Below are 21,836 nucleotides of genomic sequence, written 5' to 3'. Positions count from 1 at the left end.
TATGCTACTTTTTCTGTGGTGTCCGATGTGTCGGGTCAGAGAACAAACCAGGCTTATATTGGGATTCTCCAGAAAACTGCAGGAATTACAGGGTGGTCGTGAGGACAGTACGCCGTCTACACAGACATGTGCATAGGAGCATCCTGGGGAAGGTTCAATTCCCAGTCTCTATCAGGCGAGCCATTCAGTTCTTTTAAAATTGCCCGAAAAAACTGCGCAATTTCCAACAACTATCTTGAAGGAGATTCGTGGGTGAAACTCAGCACCGCAAGCGATGGTTTCAATGATCGGGTAAGAGTATATTTTTCACTTACTACCGACTGGGACGCCACTGTCGGTGTTGCTCATTCGGCGGTGTTTAATGCATTGGATCTGGGAGATGCTACTCCGATATTTGTACAGGAAGAATACACCACACTTCCGCAGGCTGTCACCATTGCGCAGAACTACCCTAATCCGTTCAATCCTTCGACCACCATCGGGTTCACCCTTCCCGAAGGCGGATCTGCATCCCTTATCATTTACAACATAGCCGGGCAGAAGATCCGCGAGCTCGTTTCGGAGTCCCTGGCAGCGGGTCGACACACCGCCGTGTGGGACGGCAAGGACGACGGCGGAGCACCGGTTTCGGCGGGCATCTACTTCGCCCGGTTGACCTGTGGCGGACTAACGGCGACAGGAAAGATGGTGATGGTGAAGTGAATCCGGGATATGCGGTATAACACGCGGATATTCTTTTCATATCGAATCATTAAGTCCCCGGAACCTTTAAAGGGCATATACAATAGTTATACGGGTATTCAACCGGCTTGTAATCCTTGACGTATTACATGAGTATTGTCATCCCGGGAATGAAATTAATCGGGAATCCACTATTTAAATAATTATTTTATATGTATTTGATGGTGGATTCCCGTTTTCACGGGAAGGACATTTCGACGTAAAAAATCGTTTGTACCTGTATTGTTTGTTTGAATTACCGATCATAGTTTTTAAAATCCGCGTAAATCCGTCCAATCCGCGGTCCATTATAGTGATAGGTTTTTCCTCATGGTAAAACATATTCTTTTCCATGCAATATCATTGAATCATTTCAAATAGATTCCCTGAAAAATTGCCTTGTTTTCAGCGTCAATAATCGTTATTAATTTCACTACATTTGCACAAAAACATTTCCCCTTGCAAGGAGCATATCGCATGAGATTCAACGGTATCGTCAGTCTTTTTCTCCTTTGTGTATTCGTGGTGCTCGGAAATGCGTACGGGCAGGCGGACGGATGGTACACCGAGGGTAACTTCGAGCCGAAAGAACGCATCAAGGTGACCGTGGTCAATCCCCTGAACGCAGACCGCAAGGAATGCCCGGTCGTTATCTGCCGCAGCCAGCTTCCGGTGCAGGACATACCTCAGCGCTACATAACAGTTATCGACCCGGCGCTGCCCGGTAACCCGGAGCCATCGGAAGCCGATCTCCGTAAATTCAGCGGGTATCTCATCCGTAAGGAAACCGGCGGGCACTATCTGGAATACCAGATGGACGACATCGACAAGGACGGCATCTGGGACGAGCTGTTCTTCATGACCGACCTGAAAGCCCGTGAAAAGAGGGTGTTCTACCTGTATGTCGGGGAAGCCGAGCGCGGGCTCTACAAGCACAAAACCCATGCCGGCATCGGTTATTACGGCCGTCACATCGTACCCTTCTGGGAGGGTGAATACATCGGCTGGAAACTGTGGTTCCCGACAAGCGTCGACATGCACGGCAAGCGGACACCGATGCTGACTGCCTATCCCGAATACACGGAAAACCTTTCCGGGTACTACATGCCCTTCGAGCTGGGAACCGATATCATGACCGTATCGTCCACCTTCGGCGCGGGAGGAATCGGTCTGTTCGAGGTTCCGGCGAAACCGGATTCCGTTTCCCGTCCCGAATACGATTTCCGTACCGGCAAAGGACCGTATATGTCGACACGGTACGCGTTCGATGTGGTGTTCAACGGTCCCCTGAGGAGCATGATACGGGTGAAGACCATGAACTGGAACACCGGCGGGGGACTCTATGAGGTGGAACAGCTCTACACATCCTATGCACACAAGAGTTATTCGACCTGCAAGGTCACATTCCCGACATTCCTGCCGACCGAGCCCGCGACCGCCTTCTGCTGCGGAATCCGTGAGATCATGAGCCAGTACGACAGCTTTAACAAGGGCGGCACAGCCATTTCATTCGGCAAGGACCTCCAGATACGCATACCGGACGAGAAAATCAATGATAAGGGCCTGACAGTTAAATTCGAGGCAATCGGTCTCGTCGTCAAAGACATCTACAAACCGGAGTACAAAAACATCAAGAGCATGGGCGGGAACCATATTTTCAGAATTCCGGTCACAGCCGATCGTTCGTTCGAATACATGATCATGGGCGCCTGGAGCGAAGGTTCGGTCAATACAACTGCCGATGAATTCAAAGCCTATGTTATCAGCGAGGCCGCGGGATACAACAATCCGCCGCAGTTACAGGTTTCCGCGCTCGAAAAGAAGTAATCGGAACAACGGGCTGCGGTTTTATTTTAGATGGTATTATGTTGCTTTTTTTTAGAAGCGTGGTGAAAAACTCTACATGTCTGAATTATGGCTGTCAAGGGTCGGCACGAAGTGCCAATTTACATGCCCTTGACAGCAACAAAACAATACATTTCATTATCGGGCGTGTGAAAAAGACACTTTTTCACCGCCCTCTTAGATATAGATGCCGAAACAAGTTCGGCATGACTGTCATCCTGAACTTGTTTCAGGATATGATAACATGATGTGTTCGCAGTTATTTACATAGTAATGTATACTGTCAAGCATGTATGCAAAAAGGCCGGGAAACGAATCTCCCGGTTTTTTTGTCCGATCAATTGTCTATTTCGTATGCCGGGACACAAAACAATGGCTGATTTTCCCATATTTGGTTATATTAACTTTATGGAGAATATACGTCATATGAACGAGATGAGCGACAATCCCAAAAAGATAGACCGTATGCTCGGCGACGAGTGGGAGAGCTGGACCGGCGACCTCGATGAGAGTAAAACATACGATGAAACGGCGGGACTGTTCGCTCTTTTCGCAGCGATAACGATCCTTCTGCTTCTTGCCGGCATCGGGTTCGTGCTTTACATGATAGAGCCGCGTCTCAACATGCTGAGCCCGGTATGGGTCATAGCCGCGCGGGCTGCTGCGGTTGTTACCACCGCTACGTTTGTCATTCTGGGAAGCCTTGTCGCCATGAGCGTTTACACCGGAAGAAACATCCTCATCCGTACGAGGCTCGGGCAGGTGTGTGCGGCGAGCATACTGCCGGTGGCGTTCGTCATCGCCCGCAGAATGGGCATATCGCGCGACCGTCTCGGCAACTCGTTCGTCAAGTTCTCCAACGCCATTGTCAGGGCTCGGCGGAAACCGGTCAAGGGGAAAACCATTATTCTCCTTCCGCGGTGTCTTAACGCCGAACTGAAAACGGCGGTGAAAGCCCTCGGCGAACGTGCCGGAGTCGGCGTTTTTTCGGCCACGGGCGGCGGCCAGGCGCGCAAGATCATCCGCGAGGAACGTCCATCGGCGGTCATCGGGGTCGCCTGCGAGCGCGACCTCGTGAGCGGTATCAGCGATGTCGCGCCGAAAATCCCCACTATCGGAGTAACGAACAAACGGCCCGAGGGTCCCTGCAAAAACACCCTCGTCGACCTCGATGAGGTACGGCGGGCGATCGAGACCCTGACGGGGGTTTCTCTTGAGTGAGCGGCACAAAGCCATCGGGCTCTATTCAGGCGGTCTCGATTCCATTCTTGCCGCGCGGATCATGATCGAGGAAGGATTCGAGGTCACCGCGCTCCATTTTTACACCGGCTTCAACGGCCTGTTGCGGAGGGACATCGCGCACGGTCCCTCGTGGAAGTGGACTCCCCCGGAACCGGTCATCGAGGGCGCGTCAAAACTCGGTATCAGACTCGTCCCGCTCGATGTTTCGGATGAATACCTCTCTATTCTTCTCAAACCGCGTTACGGTTACGGCGCCGGGGCGAATCCCTGCATCGACTGCCGTTTTTTTATCCTTGGTAAAGCCCGCGAAATCATGGAATCCGAGGGCGCTGCGCTCGTTTTCACCGGCGAAGTGCTCGGCCAGCGGCCCATGTCGCAGCACAAGACCGCTCTCGGAATCGTGGAACGCAGAAGCGGCCTCGAGGGCAGGCTCCTTCGCCCTCTCTCGGCAAAGCACCTCGATCCGACCATTCCCGAGCGCGAGGGCATCGTCAACCGTGAGCACCTGTACGCCTTCCACGGCAGATCGCGGAAGCCCCAGCAGGAGCTCGCCGCACGGTTCGGCATCGACTGGTATCCTGATTCCGGCGGCGGCTGTGTCCTCACTGACAAGATATTCGGCCGCAAGTTCGGGGACCTCATCGAACACAGCGGCGACAATTCTCCAACCCGTATAGAGCTCCTGAGCCTCAAAACCGGCCGTCACCTCCGTCTCATGAGCGGCACCAAGGTCATCATCGGCCGCACCGACGAGGAAAACAGGTACCTCGAAGAGCTGCTGGCCGCGACATGCTGGGTGTTCGATGCCCGCGATTTTCCGGGAGCAACCATGTTCGCATTCGGGGAGCCGCCGGATGAGGAACTCCGTCACATCGCCGCCATCTGCGCCCGTTATGGCAAAAGCATGCATGAGGACATGGTCGCCGTGACCGCGAAAAAGGGGGATGTCATCCGGGAGTTTTCAGTCCGCCCGGCACAGCAGAAGGATATCGAGCAGTACAGCGTGACATGAGATAAAAAAATCCCCTCTGTTTCAGGAAAAAGAGGGAGAAGATGATTGCATAAAAGAATTCGTGTGCATACATTATACACACATCAGTTCTCAGCCCTGATTAATATATGAAGATTGTTACCACAAAGACACAAAAGCACAAATAAACATGGCAGATTGTTTATATTTTCTTTAGAAATAATTAACCGTTCACATTCAGACGGAAAAGATATAAAAAATATCCGTGAGAATCCGCCCGATCCGCGAAAATCCGTGTTCTATTAAATCGTGTGAACAGGGCGGGTTAAGGACTGTTCCCCTATGCCGATAAAAAAAATCACCGATTTCGTACAGCACCTCAAAAACGGCTCCGTGCTCCTGTCCGCCGGGCCGGACGGGGTTTCCGACGCCATCCCCGAGATGAGCGTCTCCTATATCGAGCTTCAACCCGGACAGGAGGTCAAACCCCATACGCACAATCGCACCGAGGTCTATCTGTTCCTTACCGGCAGGGCGAAAGTCATGACCGGCCACGAAGTCAGGGAGATCGCGACAGGTGATGTCGCAATCGCCCCGAACGGCACGCCGCACGCCATAAAGGTCATCGGGAACGAGCCGCTCCGGTTCTATGCGTTCAATTCCCCGCCGGCGTCATCATGCCCCATGGTGGGCGCGCCGGAAGAGTATCTGTGGAAATGGAACAGAGGTTTGTGAGAGGAAAAAGCGGGCGCTGACATTCCTGTGTTTCACACAGAGGAATGTGTTGAACTATTGATACCTGTGATCGACTGATTATTCCGAAAAATTCAGTGTCACAGGTATTTTTTTGTTATTCAGTGAGCCATAATCACTAATTTATTGTACGAGTATTGTCATTCCCAAGAATAAAGCGAATTGGGAATCCGGTATTGACAACGCTCTGTCTCATCTGTCTTTCACGTACCCACGAAAAACTTTGAACCAGGATTTATGGGATTATCAGGATTACCGGGATGAAAAAACCCGGCAATTTCTATGGTTCATCTCAGTAGTGTCCGGTTATAGAAGTGTAATAAAAGCTCGAACATCTTGTAAATAGAGCTTTTTGGGGCATATGGATTGTTTGGGATATGATTGTTACCCCTCTTTTCCACCCGAACTCACCCCTTGATCCCCTCTCTTGCCACAAGAGAGGGGTAGCGCCCACAAACATCTATTTTATCAAGGTGTTATGCGCGGGGTGAGTTTTCGCGATAAACGGCAGCAACTATCATGTTCTGCTGCAAACTGAAGATACTCAGTATTTTTTACCGGCAATTTCTATGGTTCATCTGTTTTCGCTGTTCCAAAAAACCTGAACATGGATTTATAATTACCTACTTCAGCACCTTTGTCGAGAAGATAACCCTGCCGAAACTTTCCGGATAGTGGAACTGCGGTTTCGGGGTCTGCGAGGGCGCCCACTGGCTGTACTGGACGTTGGTTTTCCCGCCGCAGCGGTGGAGGCCCATATACATCACCTGCCCGTCCTTCGGGGGGAATGTGGCCTTGAATCCGTCCACATGCTCCGCCGTCGGCGAGGGATCGTCCTTCTTACGGTTCTTGTAGCGGGTGTCGAACGCCTTGAAATGGGAGAAGGGAACGGAGAATTCGAGCACCCAGCCCTTGTCGGTATCCTCGTCGTTGTTGCAGGTGCCGTTGATGACACGCCCGATCTCTATTCCGCTCATCTCCAGCCAGTAGAAGTTCAGGTCGCGCGACCGCGCATGGTAGCCGAGGAGCCTCGTGCCGAGACAGTTGATCTCGTAGTTGAGGTAGTCGAGCCGTTCGGGGCCGTCCCCGGCGGGAGCGATGAACGCCTCGCAGCAGTCGTCGCGGGAAACCGGGTCGAAGTGGCTGTACTGCTCCGCCCAGATGTGCTTGTCATCGCATTTGAACGCAAAATAGATGCGCTCGTCGTCCCAGAGTATTTTCGCCTCGGTCTGCTCCTGCTCGCCCGACTCGTACCACTGGAATACGAACGGCCCGACCGACTGCGCCTTTTCCCAGGCCGGCTCGTTGAGAATGCCGTCCATCATCATCGGGCAGCCCGTTTTCATCGCGGTGTAGACAGGCGGCTCGGAGACTGCCATACCTGTTATGAAAATGGTTAACAGAGCGAACAAAGCCAGTGATGTGAATCTCATAATATCCTCCCGTTACGGTTCTATTGTTGTCTTTCCCTTCATACCGAATGTTTCGCTCAACCGGTATATCAGTGTCTCGAATTCGTAAAGCCCGTGCTTTTCGAGCGGCGCGTTGTTGTGATCGAACGGCTGTTTCCAGATTACGCTCCCGCAGCCGGAAGCGAGAGCCAGCTCGGGCAGGTCGAAATGTTCGAGCAGGCCCTGGACAGTGAGTACTTCGGGGTGAAGATAGTAATCGTACACACGGTTTGCCGCGACTGCCTCGTATCCCCAGAGCCCGTGCTCGATGACCAGCTCCGCAGCCTCGTCCATAAATACCGCCGCGCAGATGGATGGCGGCGCGAGAAGGCCGTCCCCCACAATGCGCACCTTTATATCGGCGGGAAGAACCCCGAGGGCCGCCTTTGTGGCTTCGAGGATATCCGTAGTCTGAATGCCGACCACTGTCCTGCCTGCGTTGAAAGCTCCCACGGCGAAATAGTAGTCACTGTTGGTGATGCCGATCTTGAACATGCCCTCCATGGTGTATGGCGACCAGGCTGTCCCGCGCGGCCTCACCATGAGCACGACATCGCCGCGGCTGATGTAAGGGGAAGCGAGTTGAGCAGTGGAAAACTCGGACAGCGGGGAGACGATCACGGTGAGCCATCCCGAGGACTCCGCCTCGTTGAGCATTCCCTCTCCGGTCAGATTGAAACCGTCCGAAGCAGTGTATTCGAAGACGACATCACGGATGCCATTCGTGTAGGTGTCCGATGTGACCGAGAAATCCGGGATATAGTCGAAGCGGTCGATGCCGAGCACCTGCCTGAGCTCTTCCCTGAGATTCTCACGGGAGAGAGACGCCACCCGTTCCGGCCTTTGCTGCCTGATCGCGAGGGCGCGTGTCCTGACAAGGTCGAAGAAGGTCTTGGAGCCCATGTCCTCGATATTCCCCGTTTCGGTACAGCTCAGCATGGCTTCCGGGATCGGGTCGACCGGAAGTTCAGGCTTCGGCGCGGTGTTGAAGAATCGCGCGATGAAACGGTACGCCTCTTCGCGTTTCTGGAGCGGGTAGGCATGGCCGCCCTCGCCTTCGAACATCGCGACATTGTCGGGAACACCCGCCGCCGCGTAGACCTTTTTCGCGGTGTCGAACACGACACGCGTCCCTTCGATGGGGAAGAAATCCTCCTTGGAGGCGTTGATGAGCAGCGCCCGCGGCGCAATCATGGCGCAGAGGGTTTCGGAGGTGATGCCCTGAGCGAATGCGCCGAAATAATTCGATTCGGGATGTGTCGCGGTGATGGCGACAATCATCGAGTCGAGCGTGGTGAAGCACGAGGGAATGGTGACCGCGATCCGCTCATCGAGCGCGCCGAGATAGAGAGCCTGCGCGCCTCCGCCGGAATTGCCGGTGACACAGATGCGTTTCGGGTCGACATCGTCCCGCGAGAGAAGATAGTCGATCGCATAGAGCCCGTCGCCGATAAAGAGCGAGCTCACATGGAGCCCGGCGCAGTAGCCCTGAAGCCCGGCGGACACATGCTCGTTGCCGCTCGTCCGGTCGTAGTATATTCCGCGCTCGCCCTGCCCCATGGGGTCGAAGGTCATGACGACGAATCCCTGCGCGGCGAATCCCTGGCACATCTCGTGAAAACCGTTCTTGCCGGTCGCGTAATGCCCCTCGGTGATGAGGATTCCCGGAACACGGCCCGTGATGCCCTTCGGCACATACACATTGGCGGGGACGAGAATGCCGGGAGTGCTCTCGAAGACGATCTTTTCGACGGTGAAGTTCGGGCGGTCGAGTGTTCCCACGGCGCGGACATTTACCCGCGGGGCGGGATGGACGATAGAGTTCATCCGTATGAGAATGGCGCGCTTCTCAGCCGCAAATGCCCGTATCTCATCGGCGTTCCCGAGCGAGAGAAGCTCTTCGCGGACGGCGCGGGTCTGCATGCCGATGCGGTCGAGAAGCACAGTGCGGAGGTCGGCGGCGCCGGACAGCGAAGAGAAGAACGCAATGCTTAAAATAAGAAGCACACCTGTACGAATAGTATATCGGGGAGCCACGGTTCACCTCCTTATATGAGTGAAACGGAACAGTATTTTTCGCGGCAGATGCTATATCTTCATGCCCGGGAATTCATCCCATGGCCTTTTCCCTACCGCATTCCCACCGGCCTGTCCTTGTTGGTCAGCCACAGCTCGACCGGATCGATATTCCGAGCGGCAAGTATCATGTCGGCAACCTCGCGGATGGCGCCATGCCCGCCCGGAGCTGTCGTGATAACATCGGCGAAGCGCATCACGGCAGGGTTTGCATTCGCCACTACCACGGCGACACCGGCGGCTTCGAGCGCGGTGATGTCGTTGAGGTCGTCACCGATATAGAGACATTCATCGAGCGTGATGCCATACCGATCCGCTGTCCCGCCGAGCGCGGCTGCCTTGTCGCCGACCGAAGGCAGATAAAAATCCACGCCGAGATACTCTGCGCGGGTTTTCGTCGCATGGTCGCTCCTGCCGGTTATGAATCCCCGCAGTATCCCTGCGCGCCGGAGGAGTTCGGTTCCCATGCCGTCCTGGGCGGAAAATCCCTTGATGACCTCACCCGCCGAATCGTGGTAGATCGTCCCGTCGGTGAACGTTCCGTCCACATCCATCGCGACAAGCTTTACGCGGGCCAGCTTTTCCGTTGGTAATTTAGAGGACTTGTTGTTCACGGTCGTCTCCACGGGTGATGTTTGCGCCGAGGGCGCGGAGCTTGATCTCCAGGTTTTCGTAACCGCGGTCGATGTGATACACACGGTCGACGAAGGTCGTGCCCTTGGCCGAGAGGGCGGCGATAACGAGCGAAACCCCCGCGCGCAGGTCCGATGACATGACCGGCGCACCGATGAGCGAAGGAACTCCGACAACCACAGCCTTTTCACCCGCCACACGGATGTACGCGCCCATACGGCTCAATTCGGCGGCATGGATGAAACGGTTCTCGAAGACGGTTTCCCGCACGAGGGAAACGCCATCCGCGACCGCGAGGCACGCCATGAAGATCGGCTGGAGGTCGGTGGGAAAACCCGGGTGCGGCATGGTCGTGATGTCAACCGCGGAGAGCCGTCTCGGCCCTTTCACCATGAGGGTACCCGATGGTTTGGCGACGAAGACGACGCCCATTTCCTCGAGCTTGTCCATGACAATCCTGAGATCGTCAGGCCGGACGCCTTCCATCTCGAGCTCTCCCGAGGTGATCGCCGCGGCGCACATGTATGTTCCCGCCACGATACGGTCGGTTATAGGGCGATAGGTGACCGCGCGGAGCTTTTTTACACCCGTGATACGGATGGTCGGGGTGCCGTGACCGGTGATCAGAGCGCCCATTGCGTCGAGAAAATCGCCGAAATCCTTGATTTCCGGTTCGCAGGCGGCGTTCTCGATGATTGTCTCGCCCTCGGCAAGGACTGCGGCCATCATGAGGTTCTCGGTTCCGGTGTGGGACGGATAATCGAGGCAGATGGTCGAGCCGGTGAGTTTACGGGCGGTTGCGCTGAGGAGACCCTCTTTTTCGGCCACGACCGCGCCCATTTTATGGAATCCGGACAGGTGAAAATTCACCGGCCGCGCACCGATGGCGCATCCGCCGGGCATGGAGATGTGGAACTCGCCGAACCGTCCGAGCAGCGCCCCCGAAAGGAGGAACGACGCACGCATCTGTTTCACGAGCTCGTAGGGAGCGGTGGTATTGGAGACATGGGAGGCATTGACGGTGATCGACCGTTTTTCGGCATCGTACTGCGATTCGGCGCCGAGCTCCCCGATGAGCTTCCGGAGCACCCTGATGTCCTGAAGCTGGGGAACGTTTTCAATGACCGTTTCGCCTTCCTCTGCCATGAGCGCCGCACACATCATGGGGAGGATTGCGTTTTTTACCCCCTCTATAGCCACTTTCCCCTTGATGGGGCGGCCGCCTTCGATGATAAACCTGTCCATGAAACATCCTTTCGGAAAACGGGGAGCGGAAAGCCGATTTTAACCCGATCTGTTCAGAGAAATCTGATAGAACACGGATTTACGCGGAAAAAAATTTTTTTAGTCTTAACCGGATTAATTAATAAATTAAATCAATATTTTATTATCTGAAAGATCCTCCCTGCCTTCCGGCATCCCCCCTTTTTTAAGTGGGGAAATGGTGCGGCTCCCCCTTTGTTTAATAAGGGGTACGGCGAAGCCGAGGGGGATCATGTTTAAGCAGGAATAACATATAAAAAAGCTCCGAACGCTGAAATTGCCTGTAAACAATCACAACGCCTGTTTTTTTACCACCGTATCAATCGCCGCAAGCGTTTTCAGCAGCTCCTCGAGCTTTTCAAGCGGCAGCATCGTTGCGGAATCGCACAGCGCGGACGAACAGTCCGGGTGCGTCTCGATAAAGACACCGTCCACACCGGCCGCAACCGCCGCACGAGCCAGTGTCCCGATGAATCGCCGGTCTCCGCCGCTCCGGTCTCCCCCCGCTCCCGGACGCTGGACCGAATGCGTGCAGTCGTGAACCACCGGGCAGCCCAGGCTTCTCATCACCGGAAACGAGCGCATGTCCACGACGAGATCGTGATACCCGAATGTCGAGCCGCGCTCGACGAGCATGATACGGTCGGAACCGCCTTCCTCGATCTTCCCTGCGATGGCGCCCATATCCCCCGGCGCCATGAACTGCCCCTTTTTGACCGTTACCGGTTTCCCTGTTTTCCCGCACGCCACTGCGAGGTCGGTCTGACGGCAGAGAAAGGCGGGTATCTGGAGAACGTCCACGATCTCTCCCGCCTTGTGCGCCTCTTCGGGTGAGTGAACATCGGTCAGCACGGGGACATTGAACGTTTCGCGAATGCGGGCGAGTATGTCGAGCCCCTCTTCGATGCCGGGGCCCCGGTACGAGCCGATGCTCTGGCGGTTTGCCTTGTCATAGGAGGATTTGAAGATGAATCCCATGCCGAGACGGGCGGTGATGTCATGGATACAGCCGCAGACGGTTTCCGCAAGCTCCCGCGATTCGAGCACGCACGGTCCTGCGATGAGAAAGAGAGGCGATCCTCCGCCGACAGGGATGCCCGCTATGTCGAATGTGTCACGCATCGATATCACCGTTCGCGGCGGCGTTCACGAAGCTCAGGAACATCGGATTGGGGCGTCCGAGCCGTGAGGTGAACTCGGGATGCGCCTGCGTGGCGATGAAACACGGGTGGTTCGGGAGCTCGATGAATTCCATGAGCACGGTGCCGTCCTTCCTGGTGTGATGACCGCCGAAAACCAGCCCTTTTTCCGTCATCGCGTCGATATATTTCGGATTGACCTCGTAACGGTGACGGTGACGCTCGACCACGGCTGTGTCGGTTTTTCTGAGTCTGCCGAGCCTGAACGACTGCCCGGGGTCGGCTCGGAACTGCTCGATGAGTTTGCTGTCTTCCCCGATTCGGCCCGATTTTTCGTACATTTCATAAATCTTCGTACCCTTTTTGATGACTGCCGCATAAGCGCCGAGACGCATGGTGCCGCCGTATCCTTCGGTGGCGAGCACTTTTTTCTGGGATTCGATGATGGTGATGACCGGATGCGGTGTGTCCGGTTCGTTCTCGGTCGTTGCGGCATACTCGAGACCGCACAGAGTCCGCGCAAATTCGCATACCGCAACTTGCAACCCGTAGCAGAGACCCAGGTAGGGAATGTTGTGCTCACGGGCATACCGGGCGGTTTTGATCATTCCCTCGAAGCCCTGTTTGCCGAATCCTCCGGGTATGAGGACGCCGTCATACTTCGACAGTACATCGCATACATTGTTTGCATCGCAGACGCTCTGGGCATCGACCCAGTGAATTTTGACCCCCACATTGAGCTCGGCGCCGGCATGGACGAGCGACTGGCTCACGCTGATAAAACAGTCGGCCAGTTTGAACGAGCCGGTGACGACATACTTGTTGACAATGGCGATGTTGACTGTCTTTTTCGGTTTACCGATACGTTTGACATACTGCCGCCACTGCTTCCAGTCGGGCCGTTTTTTCGGCTTGATTCTGAATTTTTCCATGATCTTGCGGCCGATATTCTCGCGCTCGAAGTTGAGGGGGATTTCATAGAGGTCGGTGGTATCGGGAGCGCTGATAACATAATCGGCGGAGATGTTGGCATAGGTCTGGATTTTTTTCTTGCGGATCATGTCGAGCGGTTTCCCCGCGCGGCAGAGAATGAGGTCCGGGAAAATGGCATTCTCGGAGAGGAGCTTGATCGCCTGCTGTGTCGGCTTGGTTTTCATCTCTTCGATGTGGGATGGTACCGGCAGGTAGGTGATGAGCACATAAATCATGTTATCCATGCCGATATCGATCTGGAGGCTCTTCATGGCAAAGAGGAACGGAATGTTCTGGTACTCGCCCATGGTGCCGCCGATCTCGACCATGCAGATATCGTGGTTTCCCGCCGCAGCTTTTATGCGGTTTTTGATCTCGTCGGTGATGTGCGGTATCAATTCGACCGTGGCGCCGAGATATTCCCCCCTGCGCTCGCGGTCAATGACCGTTTTATATATCTGGCCCGTGGTAATGTTATGGGTGCGGGAGATGGGTTTGTTGAGAAACCGCTCATAGTTGCCGAGGTCCTGGTCGATCTCGCCGCCGTCATCGGTCACCCATACCTCGCCGTGCTCGGTAGGCCGGAAAAGCCCGGCGTCGAACGAGATGTACGGATCGATTTTCACCGCGGTTACCGAGAAACCGTATTCGGTCAGTATTTTCCCCGTTGCAGCCGTGGCCAGTCCCTTTCCGACGCCGCTCATGACTCCGCCGACCACGACAATGTACTTTGGCCCTTTATATTTCACGCTGTCCCTCCGGAAGATGCCGGTTTATGTATATAAAATTGTTCGATTTCAAACAGTCAATGCGTTGAAAAACCGCTTCCCGTATCCTGATTCAACTGCCATTCACAAGCATTTCAGCCGTTCACGCACAGCCCTGAGGTCTTCCTCGATGTCGATGCCTTTCGGAGCCTCGGCTGTTATGATGACACCGATCAGGTAACCGTGTTCGATGATTCGGAGCTGCTCCAGCTTTTCGGCTTTTTCCAGGCCGGTCGGCTCAAGCGATGAATATATATCCAGAAAGCTTCGACGGAAACAATAAATTCCCATATGGATATATGCGCCCCCGCCATAACCGCCGTCCCGGTAGTACGGCACCGGAGACCGTGAGAAATAGAGCGCCCGTCCCCGGTGATCGATAACGACCTTGACCGCGTTGGGATTCAGGTACACCGTCTCGTCGGATATCGGCGAAGCTGCGGTCGAGCAGGAAATTTCCCTGTCCACGGTAATTTTTTCCACGATACGGTCGATCACATCGGGATCGATCAGCGGCTCGTCTCCCTGGACGTTGACGATGATATCGCCGCCGGTGATGGATGCCGCTTCCGCCACACGGTCGGTGCCGCTGACATGGTGGGGCGATGTCATGACCGCCTCGCCGCCGAACGAGGACACCGCGCGCGCTATACGCTCGTCATCGGTTGCGACCACTGCCCGTGAGACCGTCTTCGCCTTCACCACGCGCTCGTAAACATGCTGCACCACTGGTTTACCGCACAGGTCTGCAAGCACCTTGCCGGGAAACCGCACAGACCCGTACCGTGCGGGAATTATGGCAACCGTTTTCGTCATAGGCTCCGAAACGCTGAGGTGGATGTCATGGTTTTTATGATAGAACGCGGATTTCCGCGGATTAGGCGGATTTTCGCGGATAAAAGATTCATTTTATATATATCCTGTATATGCTGTATTAAAACAATCTATCTATGCGGGAATTATGGCAACCGTTTTCGATATAGGCTCCGAAACGCTGAGGTGGATGTCATGGTTTTTATGATAGAACGCGGATTTCCGCGGATTAGGCGGATTTTCGCGGATAAAAGATTCAAAAAGCATTTTGCCTTCTTTTATTCGAATATACCTTTCGTGAAAACTCGGGTTTTTTACCAAAATTCAGGAGGATACCGACCTCGATTTGTGTCGCTTTGAGATAATTGATGAGTTGGGCCTCATGAGCTTTTGAAAGGCTTTCTGATGATTTGAGTTCGATGATTATCTTGTTTTCAACACATAAATCAGCGAAATACTCTCCGATTACCTGATTTTCATAATACACCTTGATCGGCATTTGCTGAACAACTTCCAGCCCGTCTTTCCTAAGCTCAATAATCAATGCATTCTCGTACACCTTTTCCAGAAATCCGTATTCGAGTGTATTATAGACTTTATAAAAAGCCCTGATTACCTGATCTGTCAGCGTTTTATGTATCATACAATTAAATATAAATATTAATCCGCGAAAATCCGCCTGATCCGCGTCCATCCGCGTTCTATATGTTTTTTTTCAAACCGTATGACTATACAGAAAGCCCTGATACCATGCCCTCAAAGAGTTTTTGTAACATATAAAAAAAGTATTAATCCGCGAAAATCCGCCTGATCCGCGTCCATCCGCGTTCTATATGTTTTTTCTAAGATTTACTGTTTTGGAGCGTTAATAACTATTCTATGAAGTATTAAAAAAAATAATAAGTAATAATCCGCGTTCTATTTTATTCATTACGCCAGACGGGCATTGACATACGGGCCCTCGGGAATGACCGCGATACGGGCGTTTTCGCCGAAACGCCGCATGACAAGGGCGATTCCTTCCTCCATGCTCGCAAGCGGTTTCACAAAGAGTTTTTCCTGGGTGTCGCGGTCAATGCCATCGGAATAAAACCAGACCTCATGGTCCGCGAGCACCGTGCTGAACTTCTGGAGCTGCCACTGGTCGAGCACATAGTAGCCCGGCTTCCTGATATTGGCGAGGAATTCCCCGATGGTTCCGGTTTCGAGCATGAGCTTCGTGAATTCGGGGCTTCCGATGCCCTCGGCGCACCGGGAGGCTATCATGACGACACCGCCGGTTCTCACAATCGGCGCCGCCTCGGTCATACCCTTGACGGTCTGGTAGAAGGTCAGATCGAGCGGGAATCCCGCCGCCGTGGTGATGACAGCGTCCACCGGCTCATCGACCGTGCTCACGCACTGGGTCTTGACAAACTCGACGCCTTCATGGTGGGCGAGTTCGAGATCGCCGGCGAATACACCGGTTATCTCGCGCCGCTCGTTGAGGGTGACGTTCACGATGAAGTCGACACGGGCTTTTTTCGCGACATGGAGGATTTCCTCGTGCACGGGGTTTCCTTCGAGAATGCCGCCGACCGATTTTTCATGACCCATGGCGTCGGGGCCATGGAGCACCTTGACTGTCTCGAAAGCGCATATTCCGGGCATTATTCCCTTGCGCCCACCGGAGAAGCCCGCCATGAAATGGGGTTCGATAAGCCCCGTGGCGATACGGAGGTCGGCGCTGAGATATTCACGGTCTACATAGATCGGCGCCCTGTATATCGGGGTTTCGCCGAGATATTCGTGCGATGCCGTGTCCCTGCCTTTATGGTTGACCACACGGTAGCGTTTTGGAATGTCCGGCCCGAGGAGGGTTACGAGTTCGTCGCCCTCGTTCGGGCGGTGTATGCCGGTGCCGTTGAGAATGGTGATGCGGTCTCGCTTTATACCGGCTTTTTCGAGCGTTTCAAGAACCGGCGGCAGTATCACGGCGTTGGGAACGGGCCTCGTGATGTCGCTGATGACGATGCACGCCGACTGTTTTCCGCGCGCCATCTCGGAAAGGGGCGGTGTCCCCGTGGGCCTGCCGATCTTTTCGAGTGTCGTTTTCCCGGGGTCGGGAATCACCGGTTTTTCCGTCATCCTCAGTATCTTGACCAGGTTTTTATCGGGAACATCGATGGTCAGGCCCTCTTTGCCATAGGCTATGTCAATCTTCATCGGAACGCTCCTCGTATGAAGTGATGTATATGTGCGGGACTGGTTTTTTTTTAAGACGTATGATTCCCTACATAGTATACGCAGTGAATGGATTTATGGCAAGCCTCATCACTGAAAAAAGCGGGCTGAATAAAGGATACGATTCACGAAATTCTGTCATGCTACTTATGGAAATAGAGACGGTACCTGAAATGTCTGGCGACACACCGGATGTCGTCACGGCCGCTTGTTGCGGGAAGTTCCTGTTTTGTCAAAAAGAACGAAGGCTTCGTGTCGTCCGAAAACGGCGCTGCATCCTGTACGACATGTACCGTTTTTCCCGTGTAGAAATTGAGTGAATACAGCTTGCTTGAAGTACTGTAAATGCTGTAGTCTTCCCTGCCCGCATACGATGTTATTGCCGAGGCAAGCGGATAGAGGTCCTGCGATGTGGGTATGTATGGGGAAATACCGGTCGCAAGCAGGAGAAATACGGACATGGCGAGCGCAATTGTCAGAAATTTTCTGTCCGATGGCACCGCGACCGGATTTTTTTTGGTAGTATCCGTTTCCGGGTCGAGATAACGGGCGGTGAGAATGGAAAGCGGAATAAAAAGGTTGAGGACATAGAAGGGAAGCCTCGACCGGACAAGGCTGAAGAAGAGCAGCGGAATAATAATCCAGCTTGCGCAGAAAACTTCCGCCGGGGAAAGCGATTTCCGCCTGATTTTTGAAAACGTGAATGTATGGACAAGCGCTTTCATCTGGTACCATGTCCAGGGGAGCATGCCTGCGGTAAGAACGAGCGGGTAGATCAGGAACGTGTTGTTGCGATGATGAACCGTGGTCAGGACCCTGCCCGCTATTTCGTTGCCGAGAAAGTAATTCATCAGCCCCGGATTCTTCAGGGCGACAACTATATACCAGGGAAACGCGATACAACAGAAGAGCAGGATTCCCGTCCACGAGAACACTCGTTTCACGAAGGTGGTGTTCCTTTGGTATAAACAGTACCCCGCAAACGCCATGACGGGCACGAGAACACCGACAGGGCCTTTTGTCATGAACGCCATACCGAGCGCCGCATAAGCCCCGAATACGGACAACTTTCCTTCCGGCCAGCCGTTGTAACCCTTCCAGAACAGCCAGACCGCCGTTGTCTGCCAGAACGTGAGCTGGATATCCGTTGTGAGCACATTTCCGGCGACGAACGGGAAGAGTGATGTCAGGAGAATGAAGCCGGCGCGGAATGAGGCTGTGCGGTTACCGAGTTCGCGGGTGAGGCTGGCGGTGACAAGGACAGTTCCGATGAGTGCGAGGGCGTTGAAAAGCCGTGCGGCAAACTCGTTCGTACCCAGTACTTTGAGGGCTGCCGCGATAAACCAGTATGTGAGCGGGGGCTTGGTGAAATGGGGTATAAAATCGAGCCGGGGAGTGAGCCAGTCTCCGCTCACGACCATCTCACGGGCGACCTCGGCATAACGACCCTCATCGGGGAGCCAGAGGTGTCTCAGCCCGAGAAACGGCAGGAGCAGCACAATTCCCCAAATAAAAAGAACGGCGCCCGAAGACAGGGGAAAAAAGGGATGAGTACCGGTATCGTTCGATAGTTTCATTGCCGTACCATTGCGCCGCTGTGACCGGTTATCCGTTGGCTCTCTTTTTTCTGATAAAATAGATGTTACGGGAATAAATCAGGAACCCCGTACTCTGGCCGAGAATGAAAACCGGGTCCCTGAGATGTATGGCATAAATAAGAAGCACAAACGCTCCGCCGATACTGAACCACCAGAATGAAAATGGTATAACGCTCTGTTTTGCCTTTTCCGAGGCGAGCCATTGAATAAAAAAACGGGCGCTGAAAAATAATTGTCCGGCGAAACCGAAAACAAGCCAGAATGATCTCATGGTTCTTTACGCTCCTTTATTACATACCTCAGACGACGCCATTTCATCCATACAACCGCGAAAAGATCGAGAACAGCCCTGAAAAGACGGTTGGAAATGTTGTACTTGGCCTTCCCGTGTAAGCGCGGACGGTGATTTACCGGGACCTGAATAACGCTGTACCCCTCATATTTAACGAGCGTGGGGAAGAAACGATGCATACCTTCGTAAAGCTTGAGATTTTCGATACATTCACGGCGCATGACACGCAGCGTACACCCCACATCTATGATGGTGTCGCCGGTTGCACGGTTGCGGACTCCGTTGGCGATACGGCTGGATATTTTACGGATGAAACTGTCATGGCGCTTGCGGCGGTACCCGCAGACAAGATCGGCTGATTCGAGACCCTTCATAAGCCCGGGAATGTCGGACGGGTCGCTTTGCAGATCGCCGTCCATGGTGACAAGATACCGTCCCCGCGCGGCTCTCAGCCCGGCATCGAGCGCCGCGGTCTGCCCGTAATTCCGGTCGAATGAAATCCACCGGACCAGCGGATACCGTTCGCTCATTTCCCTGATTTTATCCAGTGTGCCGTCCGAGGAGCCGTCATCGACGAACACTATCTCGATGCGGTCGCTGTCGGAGCCGAGAACCTGAATGATTTCGGTAGTCAAAGGCTCAATGTTGTCGATCTCGTTAAACACGGGAATGATTACTGAAAGCTCAGGCATCATGTCCCCCTGTTCCGTCAAATCATGAAAACAGGACATCCCTGTTTTTACACATCCATTCGTATTCGGCTTTTAAACCGTCGTAGAGGCTGTAAGAGGGGGAATAGCCAAGCGCCTTTCCGGCCAGCGATATGTCGGCGAGGGTATCGGTCATGTCGCCCTTTTCATTCGGCAGATGATTGATGCGGAGTTTTTCACCGGTGATCTCGGAGATCATGTCCAGCGCCTCATTGAGCACTATACGTTTTCCCGAGCCGAGATTGATAATGCCCGGAATGGAAGAGTCGGTCGAAAAACCGGCGCTGAGGATTGCGGAAACGATATCGTCGATATAGGTGAAATCCCTCGTCTGGCTGCCATCCCCGAATACGTTGATCTCATTCCGCATCAGACACGCACGTAAAAAGCGGTGAAACGCCATGTCCGGCCGCTGCCGTGGGCCGTAGACGGTAAAAAAGCGCAGACTGACGCAGGGAACGCCGAACATGTCACGGTAGAGGGTGCAGAGATTTTCGGCGGTCAGCTTGGTGATACCGTACGGGGAGACCGGCTTGAGGGACAGGGTTTCCGTGAGCAGCTTTTCGCTGCTGTTGCCGTACACAGAGGACGAGGAGGCGAAAACGAGCCTTTGCAGGGATTTTTGAGATTTCAGCTTTTCGAGGATATACTGGGTCGCGTAAATGTTATTGAATACATATTCCCTGAACTCTTCTCCCCATGAGTTACGTACACCGGGCTGCGCCGCAAGATGAAAGAAGCATTCCACACCATCGAGAACGGAATCATCGAGGCCGGTCACATCGGATTCGATGAACCTGAATTTTTTCGACGTGAGGAGATTCCTGATATTTGCCTGTTTTATACGGGGTGAATAGTAAGCGGTGAAACAGTCGATCCCGGTGACATCAAAACCGTCCCTAATCATGCGTTCCGCCAGAGAAGAACCGATGAATCCGGCGACACCGGTTATGATAATTTTTTTCACGGTCGGTTTCCTTTGTGGTGAGTTGACTCCGTAAACGAACAGGTGAAAAAATTCGGTCTGCTTAGGAGAACAGTATATAAGTCATTGGAGCAAGCACCATGATATTGAATATAGTACTTTTTACCACCGTTTCTCAACGGTTACTTTCTCCCGAGCGCATTCCGCACCAGCCACCGCCGTAACGATTCGGAGTACGGGAGCGCATCCTCTCCGCCGAGACTGTCGAGTTTCACCGCACGGCCGGTGAGCCGTGAAACATTCGCCGCAACGAGTGCACGGTGCTGTTCGAGAATCGCCTCGTACGGGCGCGGCGGTTTCCGTTCGGTGTAGAAATTGTTGAGCGCCTCGAACATGTAATGCATGACCGCTGTGTCAGTCGTACCGGCTTCGAAGAGACGGTTTTCCTTCACGGCGTAAATATCAATGTGGTAGCTGCCCGGCTGGATGCCGATATGGTTCATCCCGATTATGGGGGGCTGGCCCTCGCGCGGCTTGTAGGTGAGCACGATGAGCGATGACCCCATGGGACGAACCTGATCCTGACGCTCTTCGAGGGACATGACATAGTCCCCGGTGAAATACGCGGTATCGATTCCTCCGCCGAGCGCCGCGTGTGCGTAGTTGATCACATGGGGAAAATGCCAGGTGAAATGCGGCTCGGGACAGTACGCCTCGTATGCCCGTACCGGCCCCTTTTCCTTCGCGAACGCCTGCATTTCGGCGACCACCGGCTGAAATTCGAGCGATGATGCGGACATGACCGGCGCATCGTATGCCCGTGCGAGGCGAATGGTCTCCTCGGCATCCGCAATGGTCGCGGTGAAGGGACGGTTGATGAACACGGCCTTCCCCGATTCGAGCGCGGGGCGGGCGAATTCGAAGACCCTGCGGTAATCGGCGTGCTCGACATGGACAGCGTCGCATTCCTTTGTGAGCCCGGCATAATCCCTGTAGACTTTACCGTAACCCCGCTTGCTCATGGCTTCGGCAACTTCGGGGATATCGTCCCAGACGCCGGTCGGTTTGCAGCGGACCTGCCCTTTGAATGTTTTCGGCGGGTTGAGGAATGTCAGAAGAAAGCTGTGGGAACCGAGACCGATCTGGCCGATTCTGATCGTGTTCAAATCCTGCGCGAAGGTGGGCGCTTTCCCCGAGGCGACAATACCCGCGATTCCGGCAAGCGCCGTCTTTTGCATGAATGAGCGGCGTGATTCCATGGTGTGCCTTTCTGAAAGAATGAAATTGCAGTTTTATACATACGTTTAAGAGGGCTGTGAAAAAGTATATTTTTCACGAGCCCTATAACGAAATGTGTTGTTTTGTTACTGTCAAGGGCATGTAAATCGGCACTTCGTGCCGACCCTTGACAGCTTATATCCACGTAAATGGTGTTTATCACAAC

19 protein-coding genes are annotated in these 21,836 nt (G+C 53.9%); 5 read left to right on the top strand and 14 right to left on the bottom strand.

The window, feature by feature from the left end; genetic code table 11:
* The first annotated feature begins 252 nt into the window (after positions 1-252).
* From LLG96_14330 to LLG96_14310, 5 genes are all read left to right on the top strand, one after another.
* On the top strand, positions 253-702 hold the full coding sequence (locus LLG96_14330) for a T9SS type A sorting domain-containing protein (protein MCE5251388.1): 450 nt from the start codon (positions 253-255) through the stop codon (positions 700-702).
* A gap of 495 nt (positions 703-1,197) precedes the next feature.
* Positions 1,198-2,547, top strand: coding sequence for a DUF4861 domain-containing protein (locus tag LLG96_14325; GenBank protein ID MCE5251387.1), 1,350 nt, complete (start codon positions 1,198-1,200; stop codon positions 2,545-2,547).
* A gap of 444 nt (positions 2,548-2,991) precedes the next feature.
* Positions 2,992-3,786, top strand: coding sequence for a DUF116 domain-containing protein (locus LLG96_14320; GenBank protein ID MCE5251386.1), 795 nt, complete (start codon positions 2,992-2,994; stop codon positions 3,784-3,786).
* Positions 3,779-4,819 carry a thiamine biosynthesis protein gene (locus LLG96_14315; protein MCE5251385.1) on the top strand — a complete coding sequence of 347 codons (1,041 nt, stop codon included), beginning with the start codon at positions 3,779-3,781 and terminating at the stop codon, positions 4,817-4,819. The genes LLG96_14320 and LLG96_14315 overlap by 8 nt, the downstream gene beginning before the upstream one ends.
* 300 nt (positions 4,820-5,119) lie before the next feature.
* Complete coding sequence (locus LLG96_14310; GenBank protein ID MCE5251384.1) at positions 5,120-5,512, top strand: cupin domain-containing protein; 393 nt, start codon at positions 5,120-5,122, stop codon at positions 5,510-5,512.
* A 641-nt stretch (positions 5,513-6,153) separates the two neighbouring features.
* Here the strand turns inward: LLG96_14310 and LLG96_14305 are convergent.
* The 14 genes from LLG96_14305 to LLG96_14240 form a co-directional block, all read right to left on the bottom strand.
* Positions 6,154-6,963: a carbohydrate-binding family 9-like protein gene (locus LLG96_14305; protein MCE5251383.1), complete on the bottom strand. Its 810-nt coding sequence runs from the start codon at positions 6,961-6,963 to the stop codon at positions 6,154-6,156.
* A gap of 12 nt (positions 6,964-6,975) precedes the next feature.
* Complete coding sequence (locus tag LLG96_14300) at positions 6,976-9,018, bottom strand: acetylxylan esterase (protein ID MCE5251382.1); 2,043 nt, start codon at positions 9,016-9,018, stop codon at positions 6,976-6,978.
* Between the two features lie 92 nt (positions 9,019-9,110).
* Complete coding sequence (locus LLG96_14295) at positions 9,111-9,671, bottom strand: HAD hydrolase family protein (GenBank protein MCE5251381.1); 561 nt, start codon at positions 9,669-9,671, stop codon at positions 9,111-9,113.
* A complete protein-coding gene (gene murA, locus LLG96_14290; GenBank protein ID MCE5251380.1) occupies positions 9,652-10,935 on the bottom strand; it encodes a UDP-N-acetylglucosamine 1-carboxyvinyltransferase in 1,284 nt (427 codons plus the stop codon). Before murA ends, LLG96_14295 begins: the two co-directional genes overlap by 20 nt.
* 309 nt (positions 10,936-11,244) lie before the next feature.
* A complete protein-coding gene (gene kdsA, locus LLG96_14285) occupies positions 11,245-12,075 on the bottom strand; it encodes a 3-deoxy-8-phosphooctulonate synthase (GenBank protein MCE5251379.1) in 831 nt (276 codons plus the stop codon).
* Positions 12,068-13,813, bottom strand: coding sequence for a CTP synthase (locus LLG96_14280; protein ID MCE5251378.1), 1,746 nt, complete (start codon positions 13,811-13,813; stop codon positions 12,068-12,070). Before LLG96_14280 ends, kdsA begins: the two co-directional genes overlap by 8 nt.
* 102 nt (positions 13,814-13,915) lie before the next feature.
* Positions 13,916-14,647 carry a 3-deoxy-manno-octulosonate cytidylyltransferase gene (gene kdsB, locus LLG96_14275; GenBank protein MCE5251377.1) on the bottom strand — a complete coding sequence of 244 codons (732 nt, stop codon included), beginning with the start codon at positions 14,645-14,647 and terminating at the stop codon, positions 13,916-13,918.
* 253 nt (positions 14,648-14,900) lie between these two features.
* The gene (locus LLG96_14270) at positions 14,901-15,287 is read right to left on the bottom strand and encodes a GxxExxY protein (GenBank protein MCE5251376.1); all 387 of its coding nucleotides are present in this window, start codon (positions 15,285-15,287) and stop codon (positions 14,901-14,903) included.
* 287 nt (positions 15,288-15,574) lie between these two features.
* A complete protein-coding gene (gene larA / locus LLG96_14265; GenBank protein MCE5251375.1) occupies positions 15,575-16,849 on the bottom strand; it encodes a nickel-dependent lactate racemase in 1,275 nt (424 codons plus the stop codon).
* 161 nt (positions 16,850-17,010) lie between these two features.
* On the bottom strand, positions 17,011-18,444 hold the full coding sequence (locus LLG96_14260; protein ID MCE5251374.1) for a glycosyltransferase family 39 protein: 1,434 nt from the start codon (positions 18,442-18,444) through the stop codon (positions 17,011-17,013).
* Between the two features lie 28 nt (positions 18,445-18,472).
* Positions 18,473-18,736 (bottom strand): lipid-A-disaccharide synthase N-terminal domain-containing protein, encoded by a 264-nt coding sequence (locus LLG96_14255; GenBank protein ID MCE5251373.1) that lies wholly within the window; start codon positions 18,734-18,736, stop codon positions 18,473-18,475.
* A complete protein-coding gene (locus LLG96_14250; GenBank protein ID MCE5251372.1) occupies positions 18,733-19,449 on the bottom strand; it encodes a glycosyltransferase family 2 protein in 717 nt (238 codons plus the stop codon). The genes LLG96_14255 and LLG96_14250 overlap by 4 nt, the downstream gene beginning before the upstream one ends.
* A gap of 22 nt (positions 19,450-19,471) precedes the next feature.
* Positions 19,472-20,434: an NAD-dependent epimerase/dehydratase family protein gene (locus tag LLG96_14245; GenBank protein ID MCE5251371.1), complete on the bottom strand. Its 963-nt coding sequence runs from the start codon at positions 20,432-20,434 to the stop codon at positions 19,472-19,474.
* A 140-nt stretch (positions 20,435-20,574) separates the two neighbouring features.
* On the bottom strand, positions 20,575-21,651 hold the full coding sequence (locus tag LLG96_14240; protein MCE5251370.1) for a Gfo/Idh/MocA family oxidoreductase: 1,077 nt from the start codon (positions 21,649-21,651) through the stop codon (positions 20,575-20,577).
* Positions 21,652-21,836 lie beyond the last annotated feature (185 nt).

Source organism: bacterium (genome assembly GCA_021372535.1).
In the GTDB taxonomy this organism is placed as follows: Bacteria; Latescibacterota; Latescibacteria; order Latescibacterales; family Latescibacteraceae; genus JAFGMP01.
The sequence above is the reverse complement of the archived record's forward strand: the minus strand, read 5'-3'. Positions and strand labels throughout refer to the sequence as shown.